Source organism: Sphingobium sp. EM0848, assembly GCF_013375555.1.
GTDB lineage: Bacteria > Pseudomonadota > Alphaproteobacteria > Sphingomonadales > Sphingomonadaceae > Sphingobium.
In genome coordinates this window covers 1,405,065-1,427,472 of the sequence record NZ_JABXWB010000001.1, presented here as the reverse complement: position 1 = coordinate 1,427,472, position 22,408 = coordinate 1,405,065, and the positions used below count along the sequence as shown (strand labels likewise).

Here is a 22,408-nt window from a genome sequence, read left to right as displayed (position 1 = left end):
GCTGCGCCGGCCATGCGCGCCGAAGAAAGAGGATGAAACCCATGAAGGCAAGAATTTCGGCACTGGCGGCGGGGGCCGCGGTTCTGACGCTCTCCACCGCTGTCATCTCCCGCTCGGCGGAAAGTGCAGGGCCGACGGCGGTGAACTGGTCCAGCTATGGCGGCGACGACAATGAGCAGCATTATAGCCCGCTCGCGCAGATCAGCGAGCAGAATGTCGGAAAGCTCGGCCTTGCCTGGTCCTATGATATCGACACCTATGACAGCTATACCCAGCCGCTGGAGGTCGACGGCGTCATCTATTTCGCGGTGGGCCTCAGCGTCGTCCATGCGGTCGATGCGCGCACCGGTAAGCTGCTGTGGCAATATGATCCCGATGTGGCGAGCCAGCCCGAGGCGAAATGGCGGATGCGCGCGGGGTGGGGCACGCGCGGCATCGCCTATAAGGACGGCACCATCTTCACCGCCACGCGTGAAGGCCGCCTGATCGCGGTCGATGCCAAGACCGGCAAGCCGCGCTGGTCGGTCAAGACGCTGGATGAGGCGGAGGGCGGCTATATCACCGGCCCGCCATGGGTTGCCGGCGACAAGGTGGTGATCGGCTTTGGCGGCGCGGATTACAGCCCGGTGCGCGGCTATGTGACCGCCTATGACATCAAGACCGGCAAGAAGGCGTGGCGCTGGCATGTCGTGCCCGGCGATCCGGCCAAGGGTTTCGAGAATAAGGCGATGGAGGCCGCCGCCAAGACATGGACCGGCGAATGGTGGAAATGGGGTGGTGGCGGCTCCGTCTGGCACGCCATGGCCTATGACGCCAAATATGACCGCATCTATCTCGGCACCGGTAACGGCTTCCCGTGGAATGAAAAGATCCGCAGCCCCGGCGGCGGTGACAATCTCTACCTCTCCTCCATCGTCGCGCTGGACGTGAAGACCGGCGAATATGTCTGGCACTATCAGGTGAACCCTGAAAACAGCTATGACTGGAACGACGCGATGGATATCCAGTTGGCGGATATCATGATCGGCGGCAAAAAGCGGTCGGTGCTGATGCACGCGCCGAAGAACGGTTTCTTCTATGCCATCGACCGCGAAACCGGCAAATTCATCCATGCAGGCGAATTTTCGAAGCAGAATTGGGCCAAGCGCATCGATCCGGTAACAGGCAAGCCGGAACTGAATCCCGAAGCCGCCTATCCCAACGGCACGGCCTTCATCATGTATCCCTTCCCCAACGGCGCGCACGGGATTCAGGCGATGTCGTTCAGTCCCAAGACTGGCTACAGCTATATCCCCGTCATGGAGGGCGGCCGGGTCGTCACCGATCCGCCGAACCTGAAGGACTGGAAATACAAGCCGGGCATGATGGTGAACACCGGGCTGGGCGCGCCGCCGGCTAATCTTGTTCCGCCGGCTGCCGTCAGCAAGCTCGTCGCCTATGATGTCGCCAATAACAAGATCGCCTGGTCTGTGCCGCAGCCCGGCGTGTTCAACGGCGGGACCCTGGCGACGGCGGGCAATCTGGTGTTTCAGGGCACCAATGACGGCATGTTGAATGCTTTCTCCGCCACGACAGGGCGCAAGCTCTGGTCCTGGCCGGCGCAGAACGGCATCCTGTCCGCGCCGATCAGCTATACGGTCGGCGGCGTGCAATATGTCAGCGTCATCACGGGCTTCCGCAGCAGCTTCCCCAATTCGCCCAACTGGGACTATCGCCAGCAGCAGCGGCGTTTGCTGACCTTCACCATCGGCGGCGCGAAGAAGCTGCCCAAGGTCGATCCGGTGGACGAACCGATCCAGGACGATCCCGCTTTCGTGGTGGACGCGGACAAGGCGAAGATCGGCGCGGGCATCTACAACAGCAGCTGCGTCATCTGCCATGGTTCGGGCATGATGGCGGGCGGCGCGGCGCCGGACCTGCGCAAGTCGGGCGTTCCGCTGGACGCGGAAACCTTCAAGTCGGTGGTGCATGACGGCGCGCTGATGGCGCGGGGCATGGGCTCCTTCAGCCAGTTGACCGACGCGGAACTGGAAGGGTTGCGCCATTATATCCGCCAGCGCGCGCGGGAAACCGCGCCCAAGGGGAAGTGACTGGTCGGGCTGCCCCGTCCCGCCTTCGGGTGGGGCGGGTTTTTCCACCTTATCAGGGACGATGAATTTGCGCGTTCAAGCAATCCCGCTATGATCTGCCGTGGAAGAGACGGCATCTGGTTATGAAGGCGAGTGACTTTGGCGAGTAAAGCGAACGACGAATTGAAGGAAAGCGGCGAGCGGCCACAGACCTATTCCAGCCCCGCCATCATCGAGCGGCGCCGCCGAATTCTGGAGGAAACACGGAAGGTTATCGCCGAACAGGGTATCGCCGCGCTCAGCATGAACGAGATCGGCCAGCGTGCCGGCGTGGCCAAGCGCACGCTCTACAATGCGTTCCAGACTCGCGAGCGGATGATCGCCTCCGCCATTCAGGAATATTTCGACGAATATGTGAGCCGCATCGCCTATTCCAGCGAACCCGGCACGATGCAGCACAATCTGGAACGCATGATTTCCGTCGTGCAGCGTAACCGGAAGATTCGCAACTATATCAAGGCGATCATGGCGCTCTATTTCAGCTCCGATGTCGACCATGACATCTGGGCGGCGATGCACTCCCCGGCGGTCCACCATAACCGCCAGTGGATCGAGGTGCTGGAGGCCAAGAAGCAGATTCAGCCCTGGGTCGATGTCGACAAGCTGGTCGAGGATCTGGTGCGTTTCGAATATGCGACCATCAACGATTGGGCGCAGGGGCGAATCCCCGATGACGAGGTGATCATCCGCCTGGTCAGCAGTTATCTGACCTGCCTGCTCGGCGCGCTCAAGGGCGCCGCGCGCAAGGATGCGGAAGCATTGATCAAGGACGTTGCGGAGCGTGGCATGGCGGCGCTGCCTACCATCCAGCGGCCCAAGGCTGTCGCGGCATGAATTTGCGCATGCCCGCCAATCTCCTTGAAAATTTGCACATATATGCAAATTTACTTGAAGAGGGGCGCCCTGTCGGCTAGTCAGTTCCTGCGCCCACGGAAAGGCGCGGGAATGGAGAGCGAGAGATGAACGCGGTAAGCGAAACCCCTGAACTGCTGTTCGATCTGGACGATCAGGGGATCGCGCATATTGTCCTCAACCGTCCCCGTGCGAAAAATACCGTGTCCTTTGCGATGTGGGAGCAATTTTCGGCCGCGCTCGACGTCCTTGAAAATGCGACGCCCGCCCGGCTGCTGATTATCAGCGGCGCGGAAGGTTATTTCAGCAATGGCGGCGATGTGAAGGTGCCGCCCGCAAGGGGGGGAGGCGCGCTGGCGCTGGCGGCCCGCCTTGAAATGGGGCAGCGGATCATCAGCCGCGTCCGCGCCCTGCCGATCCCGACCGTGGCGGCGGTGGAGGGCGGTGCCTTCGGTGTGTCATGGAGCCTTGCCATGGCCTGCGACATGATCTTTGCCGCCGACAATGCGCGCTTCGGAGCGCCTTTCCTTGAATTCGGGCTGGTGCCCGACGGTGGCGCCGCCTGGTTCCTGACGAAACAACTGGGCCGGGCGCGGGCGGCGGAGATCATCTTTTCGGGCCGGACGCTGGATGCGACGGAGGCGCTGTCGCTGGGACTTGTCAGCCGGGTCATGGCGCCGGGCGCCGCCGTCGATGCGGCCATGGCTCTGGGCCGGACAATCGGGGATGGCAACCGCCATGCGGTCGAACTGACGAAAAGGCTGCTTCAGCAGGCGGAAAGTGGCGATCTGGCGACCACCCATGCGCTGGAACTGGTCTATTGCCACGCCTGTCAGACGGGTGAGGAAGTGCCCCGCGCAAGGGAACGTTTCAAGGCCCGCGCCGCCGCGAAAGCGGCCGCCAGGGCAGCACAATAAGGGAGGCCCGGCCATGCAATTCGATATGCGCGAGCTTCCGATGGTCACGCGGTACAAGATCGTCAATTCGACGATCACGCCACGCCCCATCGCCTGGATCACCAGCCAGTCGGTGGACGGTATTTTGAACGCCGCGCCCTACAGCTTTTTCAACTGCGTCGGGACGGAGCCGCCTCTGGTGGTGCTCGGCTTGCTCAAGGAACCGGCCTCGCGCGGCCTGAAGAACACTGCCTCCAACATCATCGCGACCGGCGAGTTCGTCGTGAATCTCGTCTGTGAGGGCGACGCAGAGAAAATGAACCTGTGCAGCGTCGATGCGCCCGCTGATGTCAGCGAGATCGACTATGCTGGCATCGAAACCGCGCCGTCTGTCGTCGTTGCGCCGCCGCGCATCGCGTCCAGCCCCGTCAGCTTCGAATGCCGCAAGGTCGCCGCCATGGACATCGGCGCGATGCAGACCGTGATTATCGGCGAAATCCTGATGGCGCACATCAAGGATGAATTCATCACCGACCGGGAGCGGGTCTATTTCGACACGCCCGCGATGAAGCTGATTGGCCGCACCCATGGCAGCGGTTGGTATGTCCGCAACAGCGACAGCTTTCAGATGGAACGGCCCCGCTACGACCCCTCTCGTCTGGCGATGAAGGACAAGGCTGCGGAATGAATTTGAACCTATGGTGCAAAATTTCTTGCACTGAGGATCAAACTGGTGTTTCCTGCATATGAGAGCATTTTTCGATCCGTCGAACGATGTGAAGCCATAAAGATAATTCCGTAAAAAGGCAGCGGGCATGACCCGCCATAGGAGTGATGAGATGCCCGGTCCCCTGGATCATCTGACCGTCATTGAATTGGCGGATCAAATGCCTGTTGCCATTGCCGCCATGCTGCTTGCTGATCATGGCGCGGACGTGCTGAAGGTTGAGCCCAAGGGCGGTGCCTTCTTCGCCCATGACCTCAGCCGCAAGAGCTGGGACCGGTCGAAGCGCAGCGTCGAACTGGATGTGCGGGCGGCGGAAGGCCTCCAGTCTTTGCGCGGTCTGCTCGAAGGGGCGGATATCTTCATCCATGCGCTGGAGGAAGAGGATGCGGCGGCGCTGGGGCTGAACGGCGAGAGTCTGGCCCGCGATTTTCCTGAACTGATCGTCTGCGCGCTGACCGCCTATGGCGCGGACACGCCCTTTGCGGGGCGCCCTCATGGCGAATCCCTTGCCGCGGCGCTGCTCGGTACGATGATCGACCGATCCAGCAGCTTCCGGCCCGGACCCGTCTATCTCGGCCATCCGGCGTTGCATTATGGGCAGGCGTTTCTCGGCGTGATCGGCGCGCTGTCGGCGGTTCGCGCCCGCCGCCATATCGGCAAGGGCCAGCGGGTCGAAGCTTCGCTGCTGGACGCCATGATCGCCCAGTCGCCGATGAACAATTGGTGGCAGGAAGAAGGGATCAGCTACATCAAGGCGGGCGATTCCGGTGCGGTGGACCGCTTCGGGAAAACCCGGCTGGCGACCGGCATGTTTGAATGCGGCGACGGCCTCTATCTTCAGATGCACACGGGTGGGCAGGGCGGTTTCAAGGCGGCGATGGACGTGCTGGGCTTTGGTGACCGCATCCAGACCGTAACCGCGCCGGAAATGTCGGTGCCGCTGACCGACGATGAATATAATATTGCCCGCGTCGAGATTTTCGATGCCTTCAAGACCAGACCGCGCGCCGAATGGATTTCCCTGTTCCAGGCAGCGGACGTGGCGGCGCTCCCCGTGTTGGAGCCTGCCGAAGTGCTGCTCGACGATCAGGTGGAATTTGTCGGCCAGCGCATTGCGATGCCGGACAAGGACTTCGGCACCATCTATCAGGCCGCGCCCGCTGTGCGCATGGCGAACGCTCCAGCCCCCGCGCCGAGGCCAGCCCCGGAAGTGGGCGCGGACAATGACGCTCTGGCGAACCTGATTGCTCGCCGTCGCGCTACGCTCGCCGCCGACGGCAAGCCGCTCGACCGGCCGCTGGAAGGCATCAGGGTGGTGGATTTCTCCTCCTTCTTCGCGGTCGGCTATGGCGGGCGCCTGCTGTCGGATCTTGGCGCGGACGTCATCAAGGTGGAAACGCCCGGCGGCGACCAGATGCGTCCGTTGCCCGACTGTTTCGACGCGGCCCAGCGCGGCAAGCGCGACATTGTCCTCAATCTCAAGGACCCGGAAGCGTTGGCGGCTGCGCTCAAGCTGGTGGCGACGGCGGATGTGGTCACGCACAACCTCCGCCCCGGCAAGGCCGACAAGCTCGGCATCGGTTATGAGGCGCTGTCGAAACTCAACCCGCGCCTCATCTATGTCTATCTGCCCGGCTATGGCTCGAAGGGGCCGAAGTCGCTGCTCAAGAGCTTCGCGCCGCTCGTGTCGGGCTGGACCGGCCTGCTCTACGAAGGGGGCGGCGAGGGTAATCCGCCGACCCGCGCGGTGTTCGGCAATGAGGATTATAATAACGGCTTCCTCGGCGCGGCGGGCATTTTGATGGGTCTTGAACATCGCTCCGTCACCGGCAAGGGCGATTATATGGAGATACCGCAGCTTCATTCGAGCCTGTGGACGACCTCCGAACATTTCCTCGATGCCGACAGGAAGGTGGTCTACGGCTTCCGGCTGGACAAGGAGCAGGCGGGCTTCAACGCGCTCGACCGGATTTACAGGACCAGCGACGGCTGGCTTTGCATCAGTTGCCGGTCGGACGAGCGTTTTGCCGCGCTGGCCAAGGCCATGGGGCAGGAACAATGGCTGGGCGATCCCCGCTTCGCCACGGCGCGCGACCGTTCGACCCATGACGCGGCTTTGCTGGAGGTGCTCAAGCCACTCTTCGCAGGCCAGAGCAGCGAGGTGGCCCATGCGCTTCTCGAAGCCGCCGGAGCGCCGAGCGAAATCGCCCGCGAGACAAGCTGGGTCCGTGAAGCGCTCTGGCAGGACTGGGCGACGGCGAGCAACCGGGTGATCGAGAATTTCGACTCCATGTACGGCCATGTCCGCCAGTTCGGCAGCTTCATGCACTTCAGCCGTACCCCGAGCCTCGCCAAAGGCTCCGCGCCCCGTCTGGGCGAGCATACGCGGCAGATTTTGAGCGAGATCGGCTATTCGGACGCGGAGATCGATGCGCTCATCGAAAGCGGCAAGGCGATGCAGGCTGCGGACGTCAAGGGCCGCATCCAGTCGCGCGTTTCCGCCGCCTGACAGGAAAAAGACAAGAGAGGAACCGCCAAGGTGCAACTGAACCTTCGCTACGACATGAACCGCCCGGATTTCGGCGCGCCGCATCCCCTGCTCTACCGCACCGCCATCGAACAGGCGCAATGGGCCGATAAGCTCGGTTTCACGCAGGTGTTCCTGGCCGAACATCACGGCGCGGAGGGGGGCTATTGCCCGTCCTCCATGATACAGGCCGCCTCCATCCTGGGCGCGACGGAGAATATCGTCGCGCATCTTTCGGCGCTGGTGGTGACGATGCACGATCCGCTGCGGTTGGCAGAGGATCTGGCTGTGCTCGACAATATCGCGCCGGGGCGTGTCTGGCTGACGGCGGGCATGGGTTATCGGCCGCATGAGTTCGAGATGTTCGACCGCGACATCACCAAGCGGCTCGCCATCATGAACGAAGCGATGGCGACGCTGAAACATGCATGGACCGGCGAGCCTTTCGAATTTCACGGTCGCACGGTCCGGGTGACGCCTGCGCCAGCAACGCCGGGCGGTCCCAAAATCTACATGGGTGGTTCGACCGACAAGTCCGCCATCCGCGCGGCCAAGGGCGGTTATCAATATTTCCCCGGCCATCCCGACCTCTTCACCCTCTATAAGGAGGAGCGGGCAAAGGCGGGCTTCGGGCCGCCGGAGGAACTGCGCAAGCCTGCGGCGAGCTTCCTCTATGTATCGGACGACCCGGATCGCGACTGGCCTCTGGTGGCGCCGCATGTCGCCTATGCGACCAACACCTATGCCGAATGGGCCAAGGAACGCGGCACCGGCCAGACCCGCTATAACGCGGCGGAGACGGTCGAGGCTCTGAAAGCCATGCCCAATATCAAGGTGCTGACGCCGGACGAATGCTTCGCCTATCTGAAGGATCTGGGGCGCGGCACGGCGGTTACTTTCCACGCGCTGCTGGGCGGGCTCGATCCCGAAATTTCGTGGCGGAGCCTGCGCCTGTTCGAAAAGGACGTGCTGCCGCGCCTGAAGGCCGAACCGGGCTTGCTGGAAATGGCGGGAGAATGAGCATGGAAGCGCAAAATCGTCGCGGAACGCTGGCTGCCATGCTGGCCGTTCCCTTTGGTCTGGCGGCGGTAGGGCAGGCTTCGGCCGCGACCGTCAAGGGAAAGGGTAAGCCAATGGCAAGCGTGGCCGATCGTCTCGATGCGATCGAATCCAGACAGGCGATCACCGAACTGCTTTATGCCTATGCCCGCGCCAATGACCGGGCGGATGAAGCACTGATGAAGTCGCTGTTCTGGCCGGAATCGACCCACAAACATGGGAAGTTCGAGGGCAAATCGTCGGATTTCGTGGGCTTTGCCTTCAAGATCGTCTCAGGCCTCAAATATGCCTGCCATCACATTTCCAACGTTTCGGTCGAGGTGAAGGGGGATAGAGCCTTTTCCGAATGCTATTATTTCGCGCAACATCGCCGCGACCGGAAAGATGGCACGGGCGAGGAGGACCAGTTCTTCCAGGGGCGCTATCTGGACGATCTGGAACGGCGCAACGGTGAGTGGAAGATCATCCGCCGCCGGGGCCTGTCGGACTATACCTCCCCCGCATTCCCGTCGGAAACCACCTATGCGCAATGGCCCGCCGGGCAGCATAGCGAGAAATATCCGAACGACGATTATTACAGGATGCGTCAGCAATTCGAGGGAAGCTGATCTGCGCTTAGCCTGGCCAGTTCGCCAACGGCAGGCCCGCGACATCCGTTCGGGCCTTGACCACCATCCCGCTCGCCCGTGAGACAATATAAAGATCGCGCAGGTCCGCCCCGCCCCAGCACAGATTGGTCGGGCTGGAGAGCATTTTTCCTTCAGAATCATGCGCAATCTCCACCTTCCGGCCGTCCGGCGTAATGGCAACGATCCGGTTTGCGAAGGGCAGCGTTACCCAGAGATTGCCCGCCTGATCGAACGCGATACCGTCGCAATAGCCAAGGTCCGCGCGTTCCGATGCAGGCATGGCGCGAATGTCCTTCGCCTGTTGATCGGGCGCCACCACGCCCAGTTGCGGGCCATAATCCTGTGGATCGGTAAGTGACCCATCCGCTTGCCGCCGCCAGCGCCGGATGCGTCCTTCGGCGGTCAGGGAGGCATAGACATGGCGCTCTTCCCGATCGAGGCAGAGACCGTTCACCCCGCGTAGATCACGGGCGACAATGGACGCATGGCCGTCGGGCGCGCACCTGTAGATAAAGCCCGACGCTGTGGTCGTGCCGATATTGCCGATCGGTCCCCATGTGCTGTGCGTGCAGTAGATATCGCCATTGCGCGCCGTTGCCGGGCCGTTGGAGGCGACCAGTTGCCGGCCCTCCAGTTCCGAAACCAGTGTTTCGACCGTGCCCGTCGCGACGTCGATCCGCTGCAGCGGACCCGGCCCCTTGTTGAGCAGGCCCATATTGGCGACGATGACGCGGCCTTCGCGGTCGACCGCGACGCCATTGGGGGCGAGCGCCTTGCCGATCTGGCGGAGGGTGCCGTCATGTTCCAGCACGCCGATGGCGCCGCCGCCATTGGAGACGAACAGGCGGCCGTCGGGGCTGCTCGCTATGCCCTCGGGCGCGTCCAGATTGCCCCGGACCAGCGTGAAGTCGGTGACGCTGAGCGGTTTGGGCGGCGAGGGCTGGCCGATCCCTCCCGATCCCGCGCAACCGGCAAGGGCCATGGCCATCCCGCTCACCAAAAGCTCGCGGCGGCCCATTTCCATGACAGGTTCCTCAACCAATGGGCGCGAAGCCTGCAATCTTGTGGTCCCCCGCCTGCACCGGTTGAAACCTCAACCGCATCCCGCAGCGCGGTTCCATTCCCTCGGCTTCGACCAATAGCCCCGGCACGCGCACGCCCGGCGCGTCATCCGGTTCGAACAGGACCACGGTGAAGGGTACTTCCGCCTTGTGATCGCCGGGCAGCAGGCTGCGGATGACGGTGGTGAAGGTGTAGGCGCAGCCCTCTACCGAAACCGGGCGCCATTCCAGCACGGCGTCGGGCTTTCCGGGGATGACTTCGGGCGGATACCAAATCCATTCGCCCGTCTCGGCATCGGCGGTGATGCGCAGTTCGCCCGCTTCCAGTCCGTCATAATAGCCCTGGAACAGCGGGTCCTCGATCTTGGGAGGGTAAACCGGAATGCCCATGGATCAGCTCCGCGCCAAAATGGTGGTGGAATGATTGTTGCCGCCCAGCCCGGCCACGGCGCAGAGCTTCGCGTCCGGCACCTGCCGCTCGCCTTCCTGCCCACGCAACTGCCGCACCGCCTCGATCAGCAGGTTCATGCCGGGCACATAGCCGCCCGACATATGCCCGCCGCTGGTGTTGATCGGCATTCGTCCGCCCGGCATCCCATGCCCTGCTGCATAGAAGCGCGGCCCTTCGCCCCGCTCGCACAGGCCCAGCATCTCGGTCTGCACCAGCGCTGAGATGGTGAAGCCGTCATAGATTTGCGCCAGGTCCAAGTCCTTGGGATCGCAGCCCGCCATGGCATAGGCCAGTTTCGCCGATACCTCGCCGGGAAAGTCGTAGGTGCAGGGCGTCTGGGTGAACAGCACCCCCTGCGGCCAGTTGTTGAAGCCTAGTCCCAGCCCCTGCACGCTCACCACGGGATGGGGCATGTCGCGCGCTTCCTCAATGGCGCTCACCACATAGGCGCCGCCGCCATCGGTGGTGAGGCAGCAATCCGCCGCCCGCAATGGCGTCGAGATCATCGGCGACTGGCGATAGGCTTCCAAATCCATCGGATCGCGCCGCTGCGCGCTCGGCGTCAGCACCGCCCAGGCCCGATAGGTCATGGGGATCGCGGCCTGCTCCTCTTCCGTCATGCCATATTCATGGGCATAGCGGTTCGCCATGCTCGCGAAATAGGTGGGCTGGCCGAAGAAGCCGACCGGCATTTCGATCCCGGCCTTCTGCGGCTCGCGCGCATGGAAGCCATAGACGCCGCCGGGCTTGGTCGACTGGATCGCATAGGGCACCAACACATGCCGCGCCAGACCCGCCTCGATCGCCATTTGCGCCAGTTGCAGCGCCTGCCCCGAAGTGGCCGTGCCGCCGACGCTGTCGGTGGTGGCGCAGAAACGCTTCTCGCCCGCTCCTATCGCAAAGGCGACCTCGTCCGACCCATGCCCCGCATATTTGTTGGAGATATAGCCGTCGATGTCCTTCGGCGTCAGGCCCGCATCGGCAATCGCCGCGAGGCTGGCGCGGGTCATCATCTTCATGACTCCTTCCTCGCCTTTGCGCAGGAAGGGCGTTTCACCGACCCCGGTGATGGCGATGCGGTTTCCTCTGATCATGCGTCCTTGAACCCCTTGCCCTTGGCCACCAGCCGTTCGATCAATGGGGAGGGCTTGAATGCCTCGCCATGGGTGGCTTCGAGCGCCTTCAGCTTTTCGAGTACGGTCGGGAGGCCCTGCAAATCCGCCCAGAACATCGGGCCGCCACGATATTTCGGCCAGCCGTAACCGGTGATCCAGACGATATCGATATCCGACGCCCGTGACGCGATGCCTTCATCAAGAATACGCGCACCCTCATTCACCATGGCGAAGAGGATGCGGTCGTGGATTTCTGCGTCGCTCACCTCGCGCCGGGCGATGCCCTGCTTGGCAGCGAAATCCTCGATAACCTGCATGGCGATGGGGGAGGGCGTCTGCTTGCGGTTCTCGTCATAGTCATAATAGCCGCCCTTTGTTTTCTGCCCATGGCGGCCCATTTCATTGAGGATTTCCCGCACATTGGCGGAACTGGTCGCCTCGCGGGTCCAGCCGACGTCGAGCCCCACCAGATCGCGCATCTGGAAATGCCCCATGGCAAAGCCGAAGTCATAGAGTATCTTGTCCACGGCCCATGGCGTTGCGCCCTCCAGCACCAGCAGGTCCGCCTGCGTGTTGCGCGCAGCAAGGATGCGGTTGCCGACAAAGCCAAAGCCATTGCCCACCAGCACGCCGATCTTGCCGATGGTCTTGGCGAGTTTCATGGCGGTGACGGTGATTTCGGGTTTCGTATCCTTGGTGCGGACCACTTCCAGCAGTTTCATCACATTGGCGGGTGAGAAGAAGTGCAGGCCGCAGACGCTCTCCGGCCGGGAAGTGGCGACGGCGATGTCGTCAATGTCGAGATAGCTGGTGTTGGTGGCGAGGATCGCGCCGGGCTTGGCTATCCTGTCGAGCTTGCCGAACACTTCGCGCTTGACGTCGAGATTCTCGAAAACCGCCTCGATGATGAGGTCGCAGTCGGCCAGATCCTCCATCGCGACAGAGCCGGTCAGCAGGCCCATGCGGGTATCGACATCCTCGGGCTTCATCCTGCCCTTCTTCGCGGTGGTTTCATAATTGCCGCGAATGATGCGCAGGCCCCGGAACAGAGCCTCCTCATTCGTCTCCACAAGGGTCACGGGGATGCCGACATTGGCGAAGTTCATCGCGATGCCGCCGCCCATGGTGCCCGCGCCGATCACGCCGACCCTGGCGATGGGCAGAGCGGGCGTGTCGGCGGGAATGCCGTCAATCTTGGCCGCCTGCCGCTCCGCGAAGAAGACATGACGCTGGGCGGCGGACTGGCTGTCTTCCTGAAGTTCATTGAACAACTGGCGCTCATAGACCATGCCCTCGTCAAAGGGCTTTTCCAGCGCCCCCTCGATGCAGCGGATGATTGCTTCTGGAGCGTTGAAGCCGCGGAATTTCTTGGCATTGGCCTTTCTGAAATCCGCGAAGATTTCCGGCTTGCCGCGTGCTTCGTCCAGCTTTTCGGTGCGGTCGCGGACCTTGAGCAAGGGGCACTTTTCCTCCAGCACTCGGTTCGCAAAGGCGATGGCGTCGGCGCGCAGATTGCCCTCTGCCGCCAGTTCATCGACCAGCCCCATCTCCTTCGCGGCCTTTGCCCCGACCGGCGCGCCGGAGGTGATGAGATCCAGCGCCTTTTCGACCCCGACGATGCGCGGCAAACGCTGCGTGCCGCCGGCGCCCGGCAGCAGGCCGAGATTCACCTCCGGCAGCCCGCATTTGGCCGAAGGCACGGCAATGCGATAATGGGCCACCAGCGCCAGTTCCAGCCCGCCGCCCAGCGCCGTGCCATGGATGGCGGCGATCACTGGCTTGGTGGCGTTCTCCACGACCAGTTGGAGGTTGCGCAGGGTCGGCTCGACAGGCGGCTTGCCGAATTCGGTGATGTCCGCCCCGGCGAAGAAGGTGCGCCCCTCGCAGATCAGCACCATCGCGCCCACGCTGCTGTCGCCGATGGCGGTCTGTACCGCGCCCGCGACGCCCTGCCGCACGGCATTGGAAAGCGCGTTCACCGGCGGCGAGTTGACCGTGATGACCGCGATGGGGCCTTCCACCTCATAGGTGACGACGTCATTGACCTTCATTCAAGCCTCTATGTGTCTGGGCGCCCGGCCTGGCGGCGGCTTGCGCGGCCAGAACCTCGCGGGCGCGTTGGCGGAAATAATGTTGCAGACCTTCGATCTCGACGTCGGTCAGTTCCTCGAAGCGCGGCATGCCTCGTTCGCGCAGGATGCCCTTGTGCAGCACGTCCTTGAAGCTGGCGGTATCCAGCGGCACGCCCGACTGGAGCAGGTCCGGCGCCATGCCGCCCGACACCGCATTGGCGCCGTGACAGATGGAGCAACGCTGTCCGAAAACGCCTGCGCCGATGGTGGCTTTGGCCGGATCGACGGCGAAATCGGGCATGTCGATGACCGGCGTTTCGACGGGTTGGACTGGTGGCAAGGCAGCCTTCCCATCTAGCGCGAAGGTGAGGACGCGCCATTGTTGGGTGCGGTAATTCCACTCATGCCCCGTGCCGGTGGCGCTGGGGAAACGTGCCCCTGCGATCACCGTCACATATTGCCTGCCGCGCGCCTTGTAGGTGATCGGCTGCGCCATCACCGCCGTCTGCGCGTCGAAGGACCAGAGCGGCTTCCCGCTTTTCGCGGCATAGGCGACGAACTTGCCCACCGCATTGCCCTGAAACAGCAGATTGCCTGCCGTGGTCGCCGTGCCGCCGCCGCCCCTTATGCCCTGCATCGGCACGCGCCAGGCCTCGCTCTGCGTCACCGGATTCCAGGCGAGGAGGAAGCTGGTTGCGGGTCGATCCGGCACCACGCCCGGAGGCGGCGCGCCGGTGCCAGTGCTGAGCCGCTGGCCATTCAGATGCTTCCAGCCCTGAAAGGGTTCAGCCGTGTCGATATAGACGCGGCCCTGATCCATGGTCGGGATATAAACAAGGCCCGTCCCCGGATTGAACGACATCGCCTCGATATTATGCGCACCGAAGGGGGAGGGGTAGACGATCGCCGCTTTTCCGTCCGGATAGCGCGCCGCCGGATTTTCGATCGGCCGTCCGCTCTTGATGTCGATGCCGCTCGCCCAGTTGACCGGCACGATATTGCGGGCGGAGATCAGCTTCCCCGTCGCCCGGTCAATCACATAGAAAAAGCCATTCTTCGGCGCGTGCATCAGCACATCGCGCTCTTTCCCCCCGATGGTGAGCCGGGTCAGCTCCATATCCATCGCGCTGTTGAAGTCCCATGTCTCGCCGGGATTGGTCTGATAATGCCAGACATATTCGCCCGTATCCGCGTCCAGCGCGACGATGGAGCAGAGGAACAAATTGTCCCCGCCCCCCGGCGACCTGATCTTCCGGTTCCACGGAGAACCATTGCCGACCCCGATATAGATGCGGTTATATTTGGGGTCATAGGCCATGGCGTTCCAGGCCGTCCCGCCGCCGCCATATTTCCACCATTGCCCGGTCCAGGTCTTGGCGGCCATCGCCATCGCCTTATTCTCGAAACCCAGCTTCGGGTCGCCCGGCACGGTATAGAAGCGCCAGAGCTGCTTCCCCGTCTGCTGGTCATAGGCGGTCACATAGCCCCGGACCGGCGCGAAGTCCGCCCCGCCATGGCCAATGATCACCTTGCCCTTGAACACCCAGGGCGCGCGGGTGACATAGCGCTCGTCATCCTTGCCGATGGTCTGCGCGGTCCAGACGGGATGGCCGGACCGGGCGTTGATCGCGATCAGGCGGCCATCGATGGTCCCGGTAAAGACCATGCCATTGTCATAGGCGATGCCTCTGATGCCCCAGGCGGCGCGCATCTTCTGCCCGGCGACCTTCCAGCTTTGCGGATCATAGGTCCACAATTCCCGCCCGGTCGCGGCATCCAGCGCATGAATGACGCTGTAGCCCGAGGCATAATAGACGATGCCGTCCACCGCGATCGGCGCGGACAGGCTCGCCCCGCCGCTGGTGATGTCATGATACCAGGCGAGCTTCAGCTTCCCGACATTGCCATCATTGATCTGCGTGAGTGGGCTATAATGGTTCTCATCGATGCCGCCATAGCCGGGCCAGTCGCTGCCATCGCGTTTCGCCACACCCGAGGGCGCGCAGGCGGCGAGCAATAATAACAAGGGCAGGACAAAACGCATGAAGCTCAACCCCCGATGGTGCGATCAGAAGGCCAGAAGCGCTGGCGCAGCGCCTTCTTATTGACCTTGCCCATGACGGTGCGGCCGATGTCGTCGACCATCTCATAGCCACGCGGGCATTTGTAACCAGCGAGGTTCGCCCGGCAGAAGGCGTTGAGTTCTTGCGGAGTCGGCGGATCGCCCGCATCCTTGGGAATGACCAGCGCCCGCGCTTCCTCGCCCATTTCGGCATTGGGCGCGGCGACCACGGCGACGTCCGCCACCTTGGGATGGCGCAGCAGCACATGTTCGGACTCGGCGGGATAGATGTTCACCCCGCCGCTCACGATCATGTCCGACACGCGATCGGTGATGAAGAGATAGCCCTCCGCATCCACATAACCCATCTCGCCCAGCGTAAAGACGCCCGGCGAGATATGGGCAGCGGCGGTCTTTCCCGGGTCGCCGCGATAGACGATGCCATGGCCGCTGGTGTCGCGGAAATAGACCTGCCCGACCTCATTCGGTCCCAGCAATTGCCCATCCTCGCCATAAATCTCCGTCTGGAAGGGCGGGAGCGCCTTGCCCACGGACCCCGGCCGCTCCAGCCATTCCTGCGAAGTGATGAAGGTGGTCGACCCCGCCTCGGTCCCGCCATAGGCCTCCACCAGCACCGGCCCGAACCAGTCGATCATCGCCTGCTTCACCGCACGGGGACAGGCCGCGCCGGTGTGGGCGAGGCGCTGGATGCTCGACACATCATATTTGGCGCGCACCTCTTCGGGCAGTGCCAGCATCCGCTGGAAATGGGTGGGCACCATCACGGAGCCTGCGACCCTATATTTCTCGATCAGCGCCAGCGTCTGTTCCGCGTCGAAATGCTCGACTGTGATGAGGCTCATGCCGCCAAACACATTGCGCGCCATGCCAAGCGGCCCGGTATGATAAAGCGGCCCCACCGCAATGCCCGGCGAAGGCGTGATCTTGGGCCGGATCGCTTCGGCCAGAGCCTTTACCGTAGCGACGCGCGGAAAATAGGGGGGTGGCGTCTCGGTCGCCTTGGGCCGCCCGGTCGTGCCCGACGTGTAATGGAGATGCGGCAGGGGCGGCACTTCGGGATCGGGTTCATCGGTCGAAGCGGCGGCGATCCAGTCTTCCCAATGGATGACGCCCTCCCGATCCGGACAACGCCAGCCGATCACCGTCTTGACGCCAGCCTCTGCGGCGGCGGCCAGCCCGGCCTCCATCGTTTCCGGCCCGACGAGCAACGCCACCGCACCGCTGTCCTTCAAAATATAGGCTGCCTCCGAAGGCGTCAGGTGAAAGCTCACCGGCACGCTCGAAATGCCCGCTTCCAGACAGGCGACATAGGCGATGACCGTCTCGGCGCTGTTGGGCGCGAATACCGCCACCCGCCGCTCGGTCAGGTCAAGGCCATTCAGCGCATTGGCCGCCCGGTTGAGCAACTCGTCCAACTGGTGCCAGTCATAAGTCACCCGCTCATCGGCAAGGGCGAGTTGGTCGCGACGCGCGGGATCGACCCCGCTTAGGCTCAAAGACATCAAACGTCCTTTCGGGAAGCAATGGCGGGCGCCAGATAGCGCAGCGCCATGCGGAAGGAGATCAAGGCGATCACCGAACAGACCGTCACCACGACGGCGAGCGACTGCCCCAGCGCGCCCTCGTCATGGAACACATATTCGGTCAGCGCCGCGACGATCGCTGGCCCCGCGCCGAGGCCGAGAATGGTGAAGACGAACAGGAAGAATGCCAGCATCCGCGCCCGGATCGTGGCGGGAGCGATCAGCCCCATGACCGACGACACATAGACCATGAACGGCACGGTGATGAACTGCGCCACGCAATAGCAGGCGAGGAACACATAGACGTTGGTGGCGAAGAACATATAGCCGACGACCGGCAGGAACCCCAGGATCAGCCAGCCATAGAAGCGCAGATGCGCGTCCTTCATGCCGCCCGCGAACAGACGGTCGACGATCCAGCCATTCACCACCAGCGACACGGCCGACACAATGTTCATCATGCTGAGCGCCAGCCCATATTGCACTGGTTTCCAGCCGAAATGCCGCTCGATATAGGCGGGCACCCAGTTGGTCATCGAATAGCCGCACATGGCAAGGCAGGAGGTGCCCAATAGCATCAGCGCCAGCAGCTTCCAGTTGCGTGAAACGAAGGCCCGGATTTCCCCCGAAGCGGCGACGGAGGCCGCGCCCGGCAGCTTCTTGCGGCCCGGATCAGGAAAGGTGAACAGCAGCAGCGCGAAGATGATCCCCGGCAGGCCGACCATCATCATGACGAGCTGCCACGGCTGGGCCGGGCCATGAAAGGGAATGTGGATGCCGGTATGCGCCGCCGCAAAGGCAATGGCGACGCCCCCCAAGGCAAAGGCGGTCGCCGACCCCACCTTGCCCGCCATCTGAAAGGTCGAGGTCGCCCGCGTCAGCAGATGCGGCGGGAAGGCATCGGCAATCAGCGAATAGGCGGCAGGCAGCAGCGCGGCCTCGCCCACGCCCACGAAAATCCGCCCGATCAGCAAAGCCTTATAGGTCTGCGCGAACCCGCAAGCCGTGGTCGCAATCCCCCAGATCACCACGCCGCCAAAGATGATCCAGCGCCGCGAAAAACGATCCGCAGCCCAGCCGAGCGGCAGCCCGAAAATCGCATAGAAGATCGCAAAGCTGGTCGAAGTGATCATGCTGATCTGCACATCGGACAGCAGCAGATGCGCCTTGATCGGCGTCACCAGCATCGACACGATTAGCCGGTCGACCCAGCTCAGCACATATAGCCCGAACAGAACCGCCACCATCCACCAGCTTGTTCCCAATCGACTGGCTTGGTCGGTCTGGTTCTGCGTACTCATCAGCATGATCCTCGCCTTTCCGGTTAGAGCGCGATGCGCTCTCGTCTTCGTTGCCGCATCCCGGTTCGCGCAAAACCGGTTCCCACTTTTGCGCTGGATGCTCCGGCTTACCGCACCGGCAGTTCGTTGAGTTCAGCGATCTTGAGCTTGCCAAGCTGCGCCATATGTACCTCGTCCGGCCCATCAGCGAAGCGCAGGTAACGCGCGTTCATGAAGGCGGCGGCAGGCGGGAAATCGCTCGAAATGCCGATGCCGCCAAACACCTGCATGGCGCGATCCGCGACCGTCTGGGTCATGCGCGGAGCGACGATCTTGATGGCGGCGATCAGGTCCTTGGCGACCTTGTTGCCATAGCGGTCCATCGCATCGGCGGCCTTCAGCGTCAGCAACCGCGCCTGCTCGATCTCGCAGAAGGAGAGGGCGATGTCCTGCCGAATGCTCCCCTGATCCGCGAGCTTGCGGCCGAAGGCGACCCGGTTGTTCACCCGCCGCGCCATATATTCCAGCGCCCGCTGCGCCTGCCCGATGAGCCGCATGCAGTGATGGATGCGACCCGGCCCAAGGCGACCCTGCGCGATCTCGAACCCGCGCCCTTCGCCAAGAATGAGGTTCGCCTTGGGCACGCGCACATCCTTGAACAGCATCTCGGCATGGCCGCCGGGCGAATGCACCGCGTTCAGCACATCGAGCGGTCGGATGATCTCGATGCCGGGCGTACCGGCGGGGATGAGGATCTGCGAATGCTGCTGGTGACGCGGCCCGTCATTGGGCGTCTTGCCAAGCAGGATGAACAGCTTCGTATTGGGATCGAGCGCGCCCGAAATCCACCATTTCCGGCCATTGATCACATAATCATCACCATCCGCGATGATGGTGGTGGAAACATTGGTCGCGTCCGAGGAGGCGACCTCCGGCTCCGTCATCACATAGGAGGAACGGATCGTGCCATCGAGCAGCGGCTTCAGCCACTTCTCCTGCTGTTCCGGCGTGCCATAGCGGGCCAGCACTTCCATATTGCCCGTATCCGGCGCGGAGCAGTTGAAATATTCCGACGACCCGATCACGCGGCCCATGATCTCGGCCAGCGGCGCATATTCCAGATTGGTTAAACCTGGACTCCATTCGCCATATTCATGCGGCAGGAACAGGTTCCACAGACCGGCTTCCTTCGCCTTGGCCTTGATCTCTTCCGTTCCCGGCCAGCGCTTCCACAGGTTCGCCGGATCATGGTGGAAATGGTCACGCTCCTTCTCGATCGGATAGACATGCGCGTCCATGAAATCGATGAGCTGCGCCCTCAGCGCCTTCACCTTGTCGGAATATTCGAAGTCCATGGGATGATCCTTCTTGGAAAAATTCAGGTGAGCGTGAGGCCGCCATCGACGACCAGAGTCTGCCCGCAAATATAACCGGAGAGGGGAGAAGCGAGGAACAGCGCCACGCCCGCCATTTCCTCGACCGATCCGAAGCGCCCCAACGGAATCTTCGCCAGCGCACGGTTCCGTCGCTCGTCATTGTCCATCGTCACCTTGGTCATCTTGGTGTCGACCAGACTGGGCGCGATACCGTTGACGCGGATGCCGTCGCCCGCCCAGGCAATCGCCAGCGCCCGCACCAGATTGACCGCGCCCGCCTTGGACGCCGCATAGGCGGGATTGCCGAAGGTCGCCTTGAACGCGCCGATGGAACTGACGACGATGATCGATCCCTTGGCGGCGGCGAGCGCTTCCCGGCACAGGTTGGAAATATGAAGGATGGAGTCGAGATTGACCGCCATCACCTTGTTCCAGCCCTCGGCCTCAAACTCCTGCCGCCGGTAGAGCACCGCCCCCTGCGAATGGATCAGCACGTCGAGCCTGTCGAAAGGCACCGGCGCCGCCGCGATCGCCGCCGCATCGCTGACATCGACCTGAGTATAGCCGACGCCTTCCAAATCGGAGCCTTCCTCGCCCGCATAATCCGCCGCGCTGGCTCGCGTGCCCCAGACATGGACCTGCGCGCCGCGCTGGCGGAAGGCTTGGGCCATGCCGTTGCCGATGCCGCTCGATCCGCCGACCACCAGCACCGTCTTTCCGGTGAAGTCGAGTTCGTTGGTCAAAGGAAATTCCCTCTCATATTTGTCAGCGGATCAGCGCTTCGGCGCGCTCGAAAAGATGAATGGCCCGGCCGTGGAGTTTGTCGCCGGTCTCGCGCGGCGCCTTCCCGGCGCAGGCGCGGGCGTAAGTGCCCTCCAGCAGGATGCCGAGCTTGTAGCAGGCCAGCACATGATACCAGTCAACCGCCGACAGATCGCGCGCCGACCCTTCCGCATAGCGCGTCACCAACTCACCAGCGGTCGGAAATCCCTCCCACGGCGTAACCGATACGGTACTTTCCGATTTTCCATCCGGCCAAGTCGCGAGTACCCAGCCAAGGTCCAGCAGCGGATCGCCAATCGTCGCCAGTTCCCAGTCGATGATCGCCGCCAGCTCCGGTCCATCCGGCCGATACATCACATTGGCGAGATGATAGTCGCCATGCATGATGCCGGGTTTGAACCGCTCTGGTCGATGCCGCTCCAGCCAGTCCCCGACCGCCGCAACCGAAGGCAGCACCTCTGGTCCCGTCCAACCATCAAATTCGGCATAGCCAGCCAGTTGCGAGCGCCAGCGATCCACCTGCCGCCCCAGAAAATTCTCCGGCTTGCCGAAATCGGCCAAGCCCAACGCTTCATGATCCAGTGCCCCCAAGGCCGCGATCCCGTCCACCAGCGCCAATCCCATGACATGGCGCATATCCGACGAACTGGCATGCGGTTCCGGCAACTGCCCGACCGGATTGAAGCCATTCACCGGCTCCATCAGATAGAAGGCGACGCCCAGCACGCTCTCGTCGCCACAATCGGCGATCAGCGCCGGATGCGGCACCGCCGTCCCGGCCAGCGCACGCAGCACGCGAGCCTCCCGCCGCATCGTCTCATTGCTGTTCGGGCGGGGGTGCGCAGGCGGACGCCGGAACACATAATCGCGCCCGTCACGGCTGAAGCGCAGCAGGATATTCTGCGTCCCTCCCGCAAGCGGCGTCACGTTGGTCAGCGGACCGGAGCCAAGCCCCTGATCCGTCATCCACGCCGCCAGCGACTCGATGTCGACCGCTGATTCCACTTAGACATCCCTCACTTTTTTCGACTGTTGGATCGTTGATTAGATCAAGTGGATAATGCACTTGACGAACCCGCTTGGCAATGAGAAAAATGCACACATGGTCAGACTTCAACTCGCCAAGGCCGATGAAGTGGCTCGCAGCACGGCTGCAGAGCAATTGAAGAAAGTCGCCCTGCGCCTGTTCGCGGAACGGGGCGTCGATGGCGTGACCGTGCGAGAAATCGCGGCGGCGGCGGGCCAGAAAAATCACGGCGCGGTCGGCTATTATTTCGGGTCCAAGGAAGCGCTGGTCCGCGCCATCGTTATGGACGGAGCGGTAGCGCTGGACCGGGAGCGCAATGCCGCGCTCGATTCGCTGGAGGGGCAGGGCGGTCCGCGCACGATCCGCGAGGTCGTCGATGTCCTGATCCGCCCAGTCATTGCCTTGCCGGATGAACATTATGTGCAGTTCATCGTCATCTTCGCCATGACCCACAGGGACATGATGCTGGATGCCATCGATCCCGCATGGAACAGCGCCTATGGCCGGTGCCTCGACCATTTGCGCAAGTTGATGCCGCATCTGCCGGCGGCCATTCAAAATCAGCGTTTCGTGTTCATGGGGGCTTATATCAGTGCCGTCCTGTCCGCGCGGCAACGTGCCCTTGTGGATCATAGTCGCGACCATCCCATGTGGGGCAATGATGCGAGCCTGGAGCATTTCGCCCAATCGCTCGTCGCCTTGCTGGCTGCGCCGATTGACCTGCCGCTGGAAATGTTGGCTGATATTCCCAGGAAAGAGGGTTTTGGGCTTGAACGCCCCGGCCCGGTGGGTTGAAGTTAAAGCCCGTTGCCGCCAAA

General features: G+C 62.8%; 18 protein-coding genes. 8 read left to right on the top strand and 10 right to left on the bottom strand.

Annotation, left to right across the window (positions count from 1 at the left end):
* The first annotated feature begins 41 nt into the window (after positions 1 to 41).
* The 7 genes from HUK73_RS06755 (at position 42) to HUK73_RS06725 (ending at position 8,798) form a co-directional block, all read left to right on the top strand.
* Complete coding sequence (locus tag HUK73_RS06755) at positions 42 to 2,090, top strand: PQQ-dependent dehydrogenase, methanol/ethanol family (protein ID WP_176591208.1); 2,049 nt, start codon at positions 42 to 44, stop codon at positions 2,088 to 2,090.
* A gap of 138 nt (positions 2,091 to 2,228) precedes the next feature.
* On the top strand, positions 2,229 to 2,963 hold the full coding sequence (locus HUK73_RS06750; RefSeq protein ID WP_176591207.1) for a TetR/AcrR family transcriptional regulator: 735 nt from the start codon (positions 2,229 to 2,231) through the stop codon (positions 2,961 to 2,963).
* Positions 2,964 to 3,088: 125 nt separating this feature from the next.
* A complete protein-coding gene (locus HUK73_RS06745; RefSeq protein WP_176591206.1) occupies positions 3,089 to 3,898 on the top strand; it encodes an enoyl-CoA hydratase/isomerase family protein in 810 nt (269 codons plus the stop codon).
* A 13-nt stretch (positions 3,899 to 3,911) separates the two neighbouring features.
* Positions 3,912 to 4,565 carry a flavin reductase family protein gene (locus HUK73_RS06740; protein WP_176591205.1) on the top strand — a complete coding sequence of 218 codons (654 nt, stop codon included), beginning with the start codon at positions 3,912 to 3,914 and terminating at the stop codon, positions 4,563 to 4,565.
* Positions 4,566 to 4,716: 151 nt separating this feature from the next.
* Positions 4,717 to 7,113, top strand: a complete 2,397-nt coding sequence (locus tag HUK73_RS06735) for a CoA transferase (protein ID WP_176591204.1) — start codon at positions 4,717 to 4,719, stop codon at positions 7,111 to 7,113.
* Positions 7,114 to 7,143: 30 nt separating this feature from the next.
* The gene (locus tag HUK73_RS06730; RefSeq protein ID WP_369805449.1) at positions 7,144 to 8,151 is read left to right on the top strand and encodes an LLM class flavin-dependent oxidoreductase; all 1,008 of its coding nucleotides are present in this window, start codon (positions 7,144 to 7,146) and stop codon (positions 8,149 to 8,151) included.
* A gap of 2 nt (positions 8,152 to 8,153) precedes the next feature.
* A complete protein-coding gene (locus tag HUK73_RS06725; RefSeq protein ID WP_176591203.1) occupies positions 8,154 to 8,798 on the top strand; it encodes a nuclear transport factor 2 family protein in 645 nt (214 codons plus the stop codon).
* 7 nt (positions 8,799 to 8,805) lie between these two features.
* Here HUK73_RS06725 and HUK73_RS06720 read toward each other — a convergent pair whose 3' ends face one another.
* From HUK73_RS06720 to HUK73_RS06675, 10 genes are all read right to left on the bottom strand, one after another.
* Entirely contained in the window at positions 8,806 to 9,843 is a 1,038-nt protein-coding gene (locus tag HUK73_RS06720; protein WP_176591202.1) for an SMP-30/gluconolactonase/LRE family protein, read from the bottom strand.
* 10 nt (positions 9,844 to 9,853) lie between these two features.
* Positions 9,854 to 10,270, bottom strand: coding sequence for a Zn-ribbon domain-containing OB-fold protein (locus HUK73_RS06715; protein ID WP_176591201.1), 417 nt, complete (start codon positions 10,268 to 10,270; stop codon positions 9,854 to 9,856).
* Between the two features lie 3 nt (positions 10,271 to 10,273).
* Positions 10,274 to 11,425: a thiolase family protein gene (locus HUK73_RS06710; RefSeq protein ID WP_218036434.1), complete on the bottom strand. Its 1,152-nt coding sequence runs from the start codon at positions 11,423 to 11,425 to the stop codon at positions 10,274 to 10,276.
* Positions 11,422 to 13,497 carry a 3-hydroxyacyl-CoA dehydrogenase NAD-binding domain-containing protein gene (locus tag HUK73_RS06705; protein WP_176591200.1) on the bottom strand — a complete coding sequence of 692 codons (2,076 nt, stop codon included), beginning with the start codon at positions 13,495 to 13,497 and terminating at the stop codon, positions 11,422 to 11,424. The genes HUK73_RS06710 and HUK73_RS06705 overlap by 4 nt, the downstream gene beginning before the upstream one ends.
* Entirely contained in the window at positions 13,484 to 15,562 is a 2,079-nt protein-coding gene (locus HUK73_RS06700) for a PQQ-dependent dehydrogenase, methanol/ethanol family (protein ID WP_176591199.1), read from the bottom strand. The genes HUK73_RS06705 and HUK73_RS06700 overlap by 14 nt, the downstream gene beginning before the upstream one ends.
* Positions 15,563 to 15,567: 5 nt before the next feature.
* A complete protein-coding gene (locus HUK73_RS06695; protein WP_176591198.1) occupies positions 15,568 to 17,103 on the bottom strand; it encodes an AMP-binding protein in 1,536 nt (511 codons plus the stop codon).
* Positions 17,103 to 18,425, bottom strand: a complete 1,323-nt coding sequence (locus HUK73_RS06690; protein WP_255326215.1) for an MFS transporter — start codon at positions 18,423 to 18,425, stop codon at positions 17,103 to 17,105. Before HUK73_RS06690 ends, HUK73_RS06695 begins: the two co-directional genes overlap by 1 nt.
* 107 nt (positions 18,426 to 18,532) lie before the next feature.
* Entirely contained in the window at positions 18,533 to 19,759 is a 1,227-nt protein-coding gene (locus HUK73_RS06685; RefSeq protein ID WP_176591196.1) for an acyl-CoA dehydrogenase family protein, read from the bottom strand.
* A gap of 23 nt (positions 19,760 to 19,782) precedes the next feature.
* Entirely contained in the window at positions 19,783 to 20,523 is a 741-nt protein-coding gene (locus HUK73_RS06680) for an SDR family NAD(P)-dependent oxidoreductase (RefSeq protein ID WP_176591195.1), read from the bottom strand.
* A 22-nt stretch (positions 20,524 to 20,545) separates the two neighbouring features.
* Entirely contained in the window at positions 20,546 to 21,568 is a 1,023-nt protein-coding gene (locus HUK73_RS06675) for a phosphotransferase family protein (protein ID WP_176591194.1), read from the bottom strand.
* A 97-nt stretch (positions 21,569 to 21,665) separates the two neighbouring features.
* Between HUK73_RS06675 and HUK73_RS06670 the strand changes: the two genes are divergently transcribed.
* Positions 21,666 to 22,385, top strand: coding sequence for a TetR/AcrR family transcriptional regulator (locus HUK73_RS06670; RefSeq protein ID WP_176591193.1), 720 nt, complete (start codon positions 21,666 to 21,668; stop codon positions 22,383 to 22,385).
* Positions 22,386 to 22,408 lie beyond the last annotated feature (23 nt).

Coding starts and splice junctions, on each gene's coding strand:
- HUK73_RS06700 (WP_176591199.1), bottom strand. CDS start 15,562: ATGCGTTTTGTCCTGCCCTTGTTATTATTGCTCGCCGCCTGCGCGCCC.
- HUK73_RS06705 (WP_176591200.1), bottom strand. CDS start 13,497: ATGAAGGTCAATGACGTCGTCACCTATGAGGTGGAAGGCCCCATCGCG.
- HUK73_RS06720 (WP_176591202.1), bottom strand. CDS start 9,843: ATGGAAATGGGCCGCCGCGAGCTTTTGGTGAGCGGGATGGCCATGGCC.
- HUK73_RS06755 (WP_176591208.1), top strand. CDS start 42: ATGAAGGCAAGAATTTCGGCACTGGCGGCGGGGGCCGCGGTTCTGACG.
- HUK73_RS06710 (WP_218036434.1), bottom strand. CDS start 11,425: ATGATCAGAGGAAACCGCATCGCCATCACCGGGGTCGGTGAAACGCCC.
- HUK73_RS06685 (WP_176591196.1), bottom strand. CDS start 19,759: ATGGACTTCGAATATTCCGACAAGGTGAAGGCGCTGAGGGCGCAGCTC.
- HUK73_RS06715 (WP_176591201.1), bottom strand. CDS start 10,270: ATGGGCATTCCGGTTTACCCTCCCAAGATCGAGGACCCGCTGTTCCAG.
- HUK73_RS06695 (WP_176591198.1), bottom strand. CDS start 17,103: ATGTCTTTGAGCCTAAGCGGGGTCGATCCCGCGCGTCGCGACCAACTC.
- HUK73_RS06670 (WP_176591193.1), top strand. CDS start 21,666: ATGGTCAGACTTCAACTCGCCAAGGCCGATGAAGTGGCTCGCAGCACG.
- HUK73_RS06690 (WP_255326215.1), bottom strand. CDS start 18,425: ATGAGTACGCAGAACCAGACCGACCAAGCCAGTCGATTGGGAACAAGC.
- HUK73_RS06740 (WP_176591205.1), top strand. CDS start 3,912: ATGCAATTCGATATGCGCGAGCTTCCGATGGTCACGCGGTACAAGATC.
- HUK73_RS06735 (WP_176591204.1), top strand. CDS start 4,717: ATGCCCGGTCCCCTGGATCATCTGACCGTCATTGAATTGGCGGATCAA.
- HUK73_RS06745 (WP_176591206.1), top strand. CDS start 3,089: ATGAACGCGGTAAGCGAAACCCCTGAACTGCTGTTCGATCTGGACGAT.
- HUK73_RS06725 (WP_176591203.1), top strand. CDS start 8,154: ATGGAAGCGCAAAATCGTCGCGGAACGCTGGCTGCCATGCTGGCCGTT.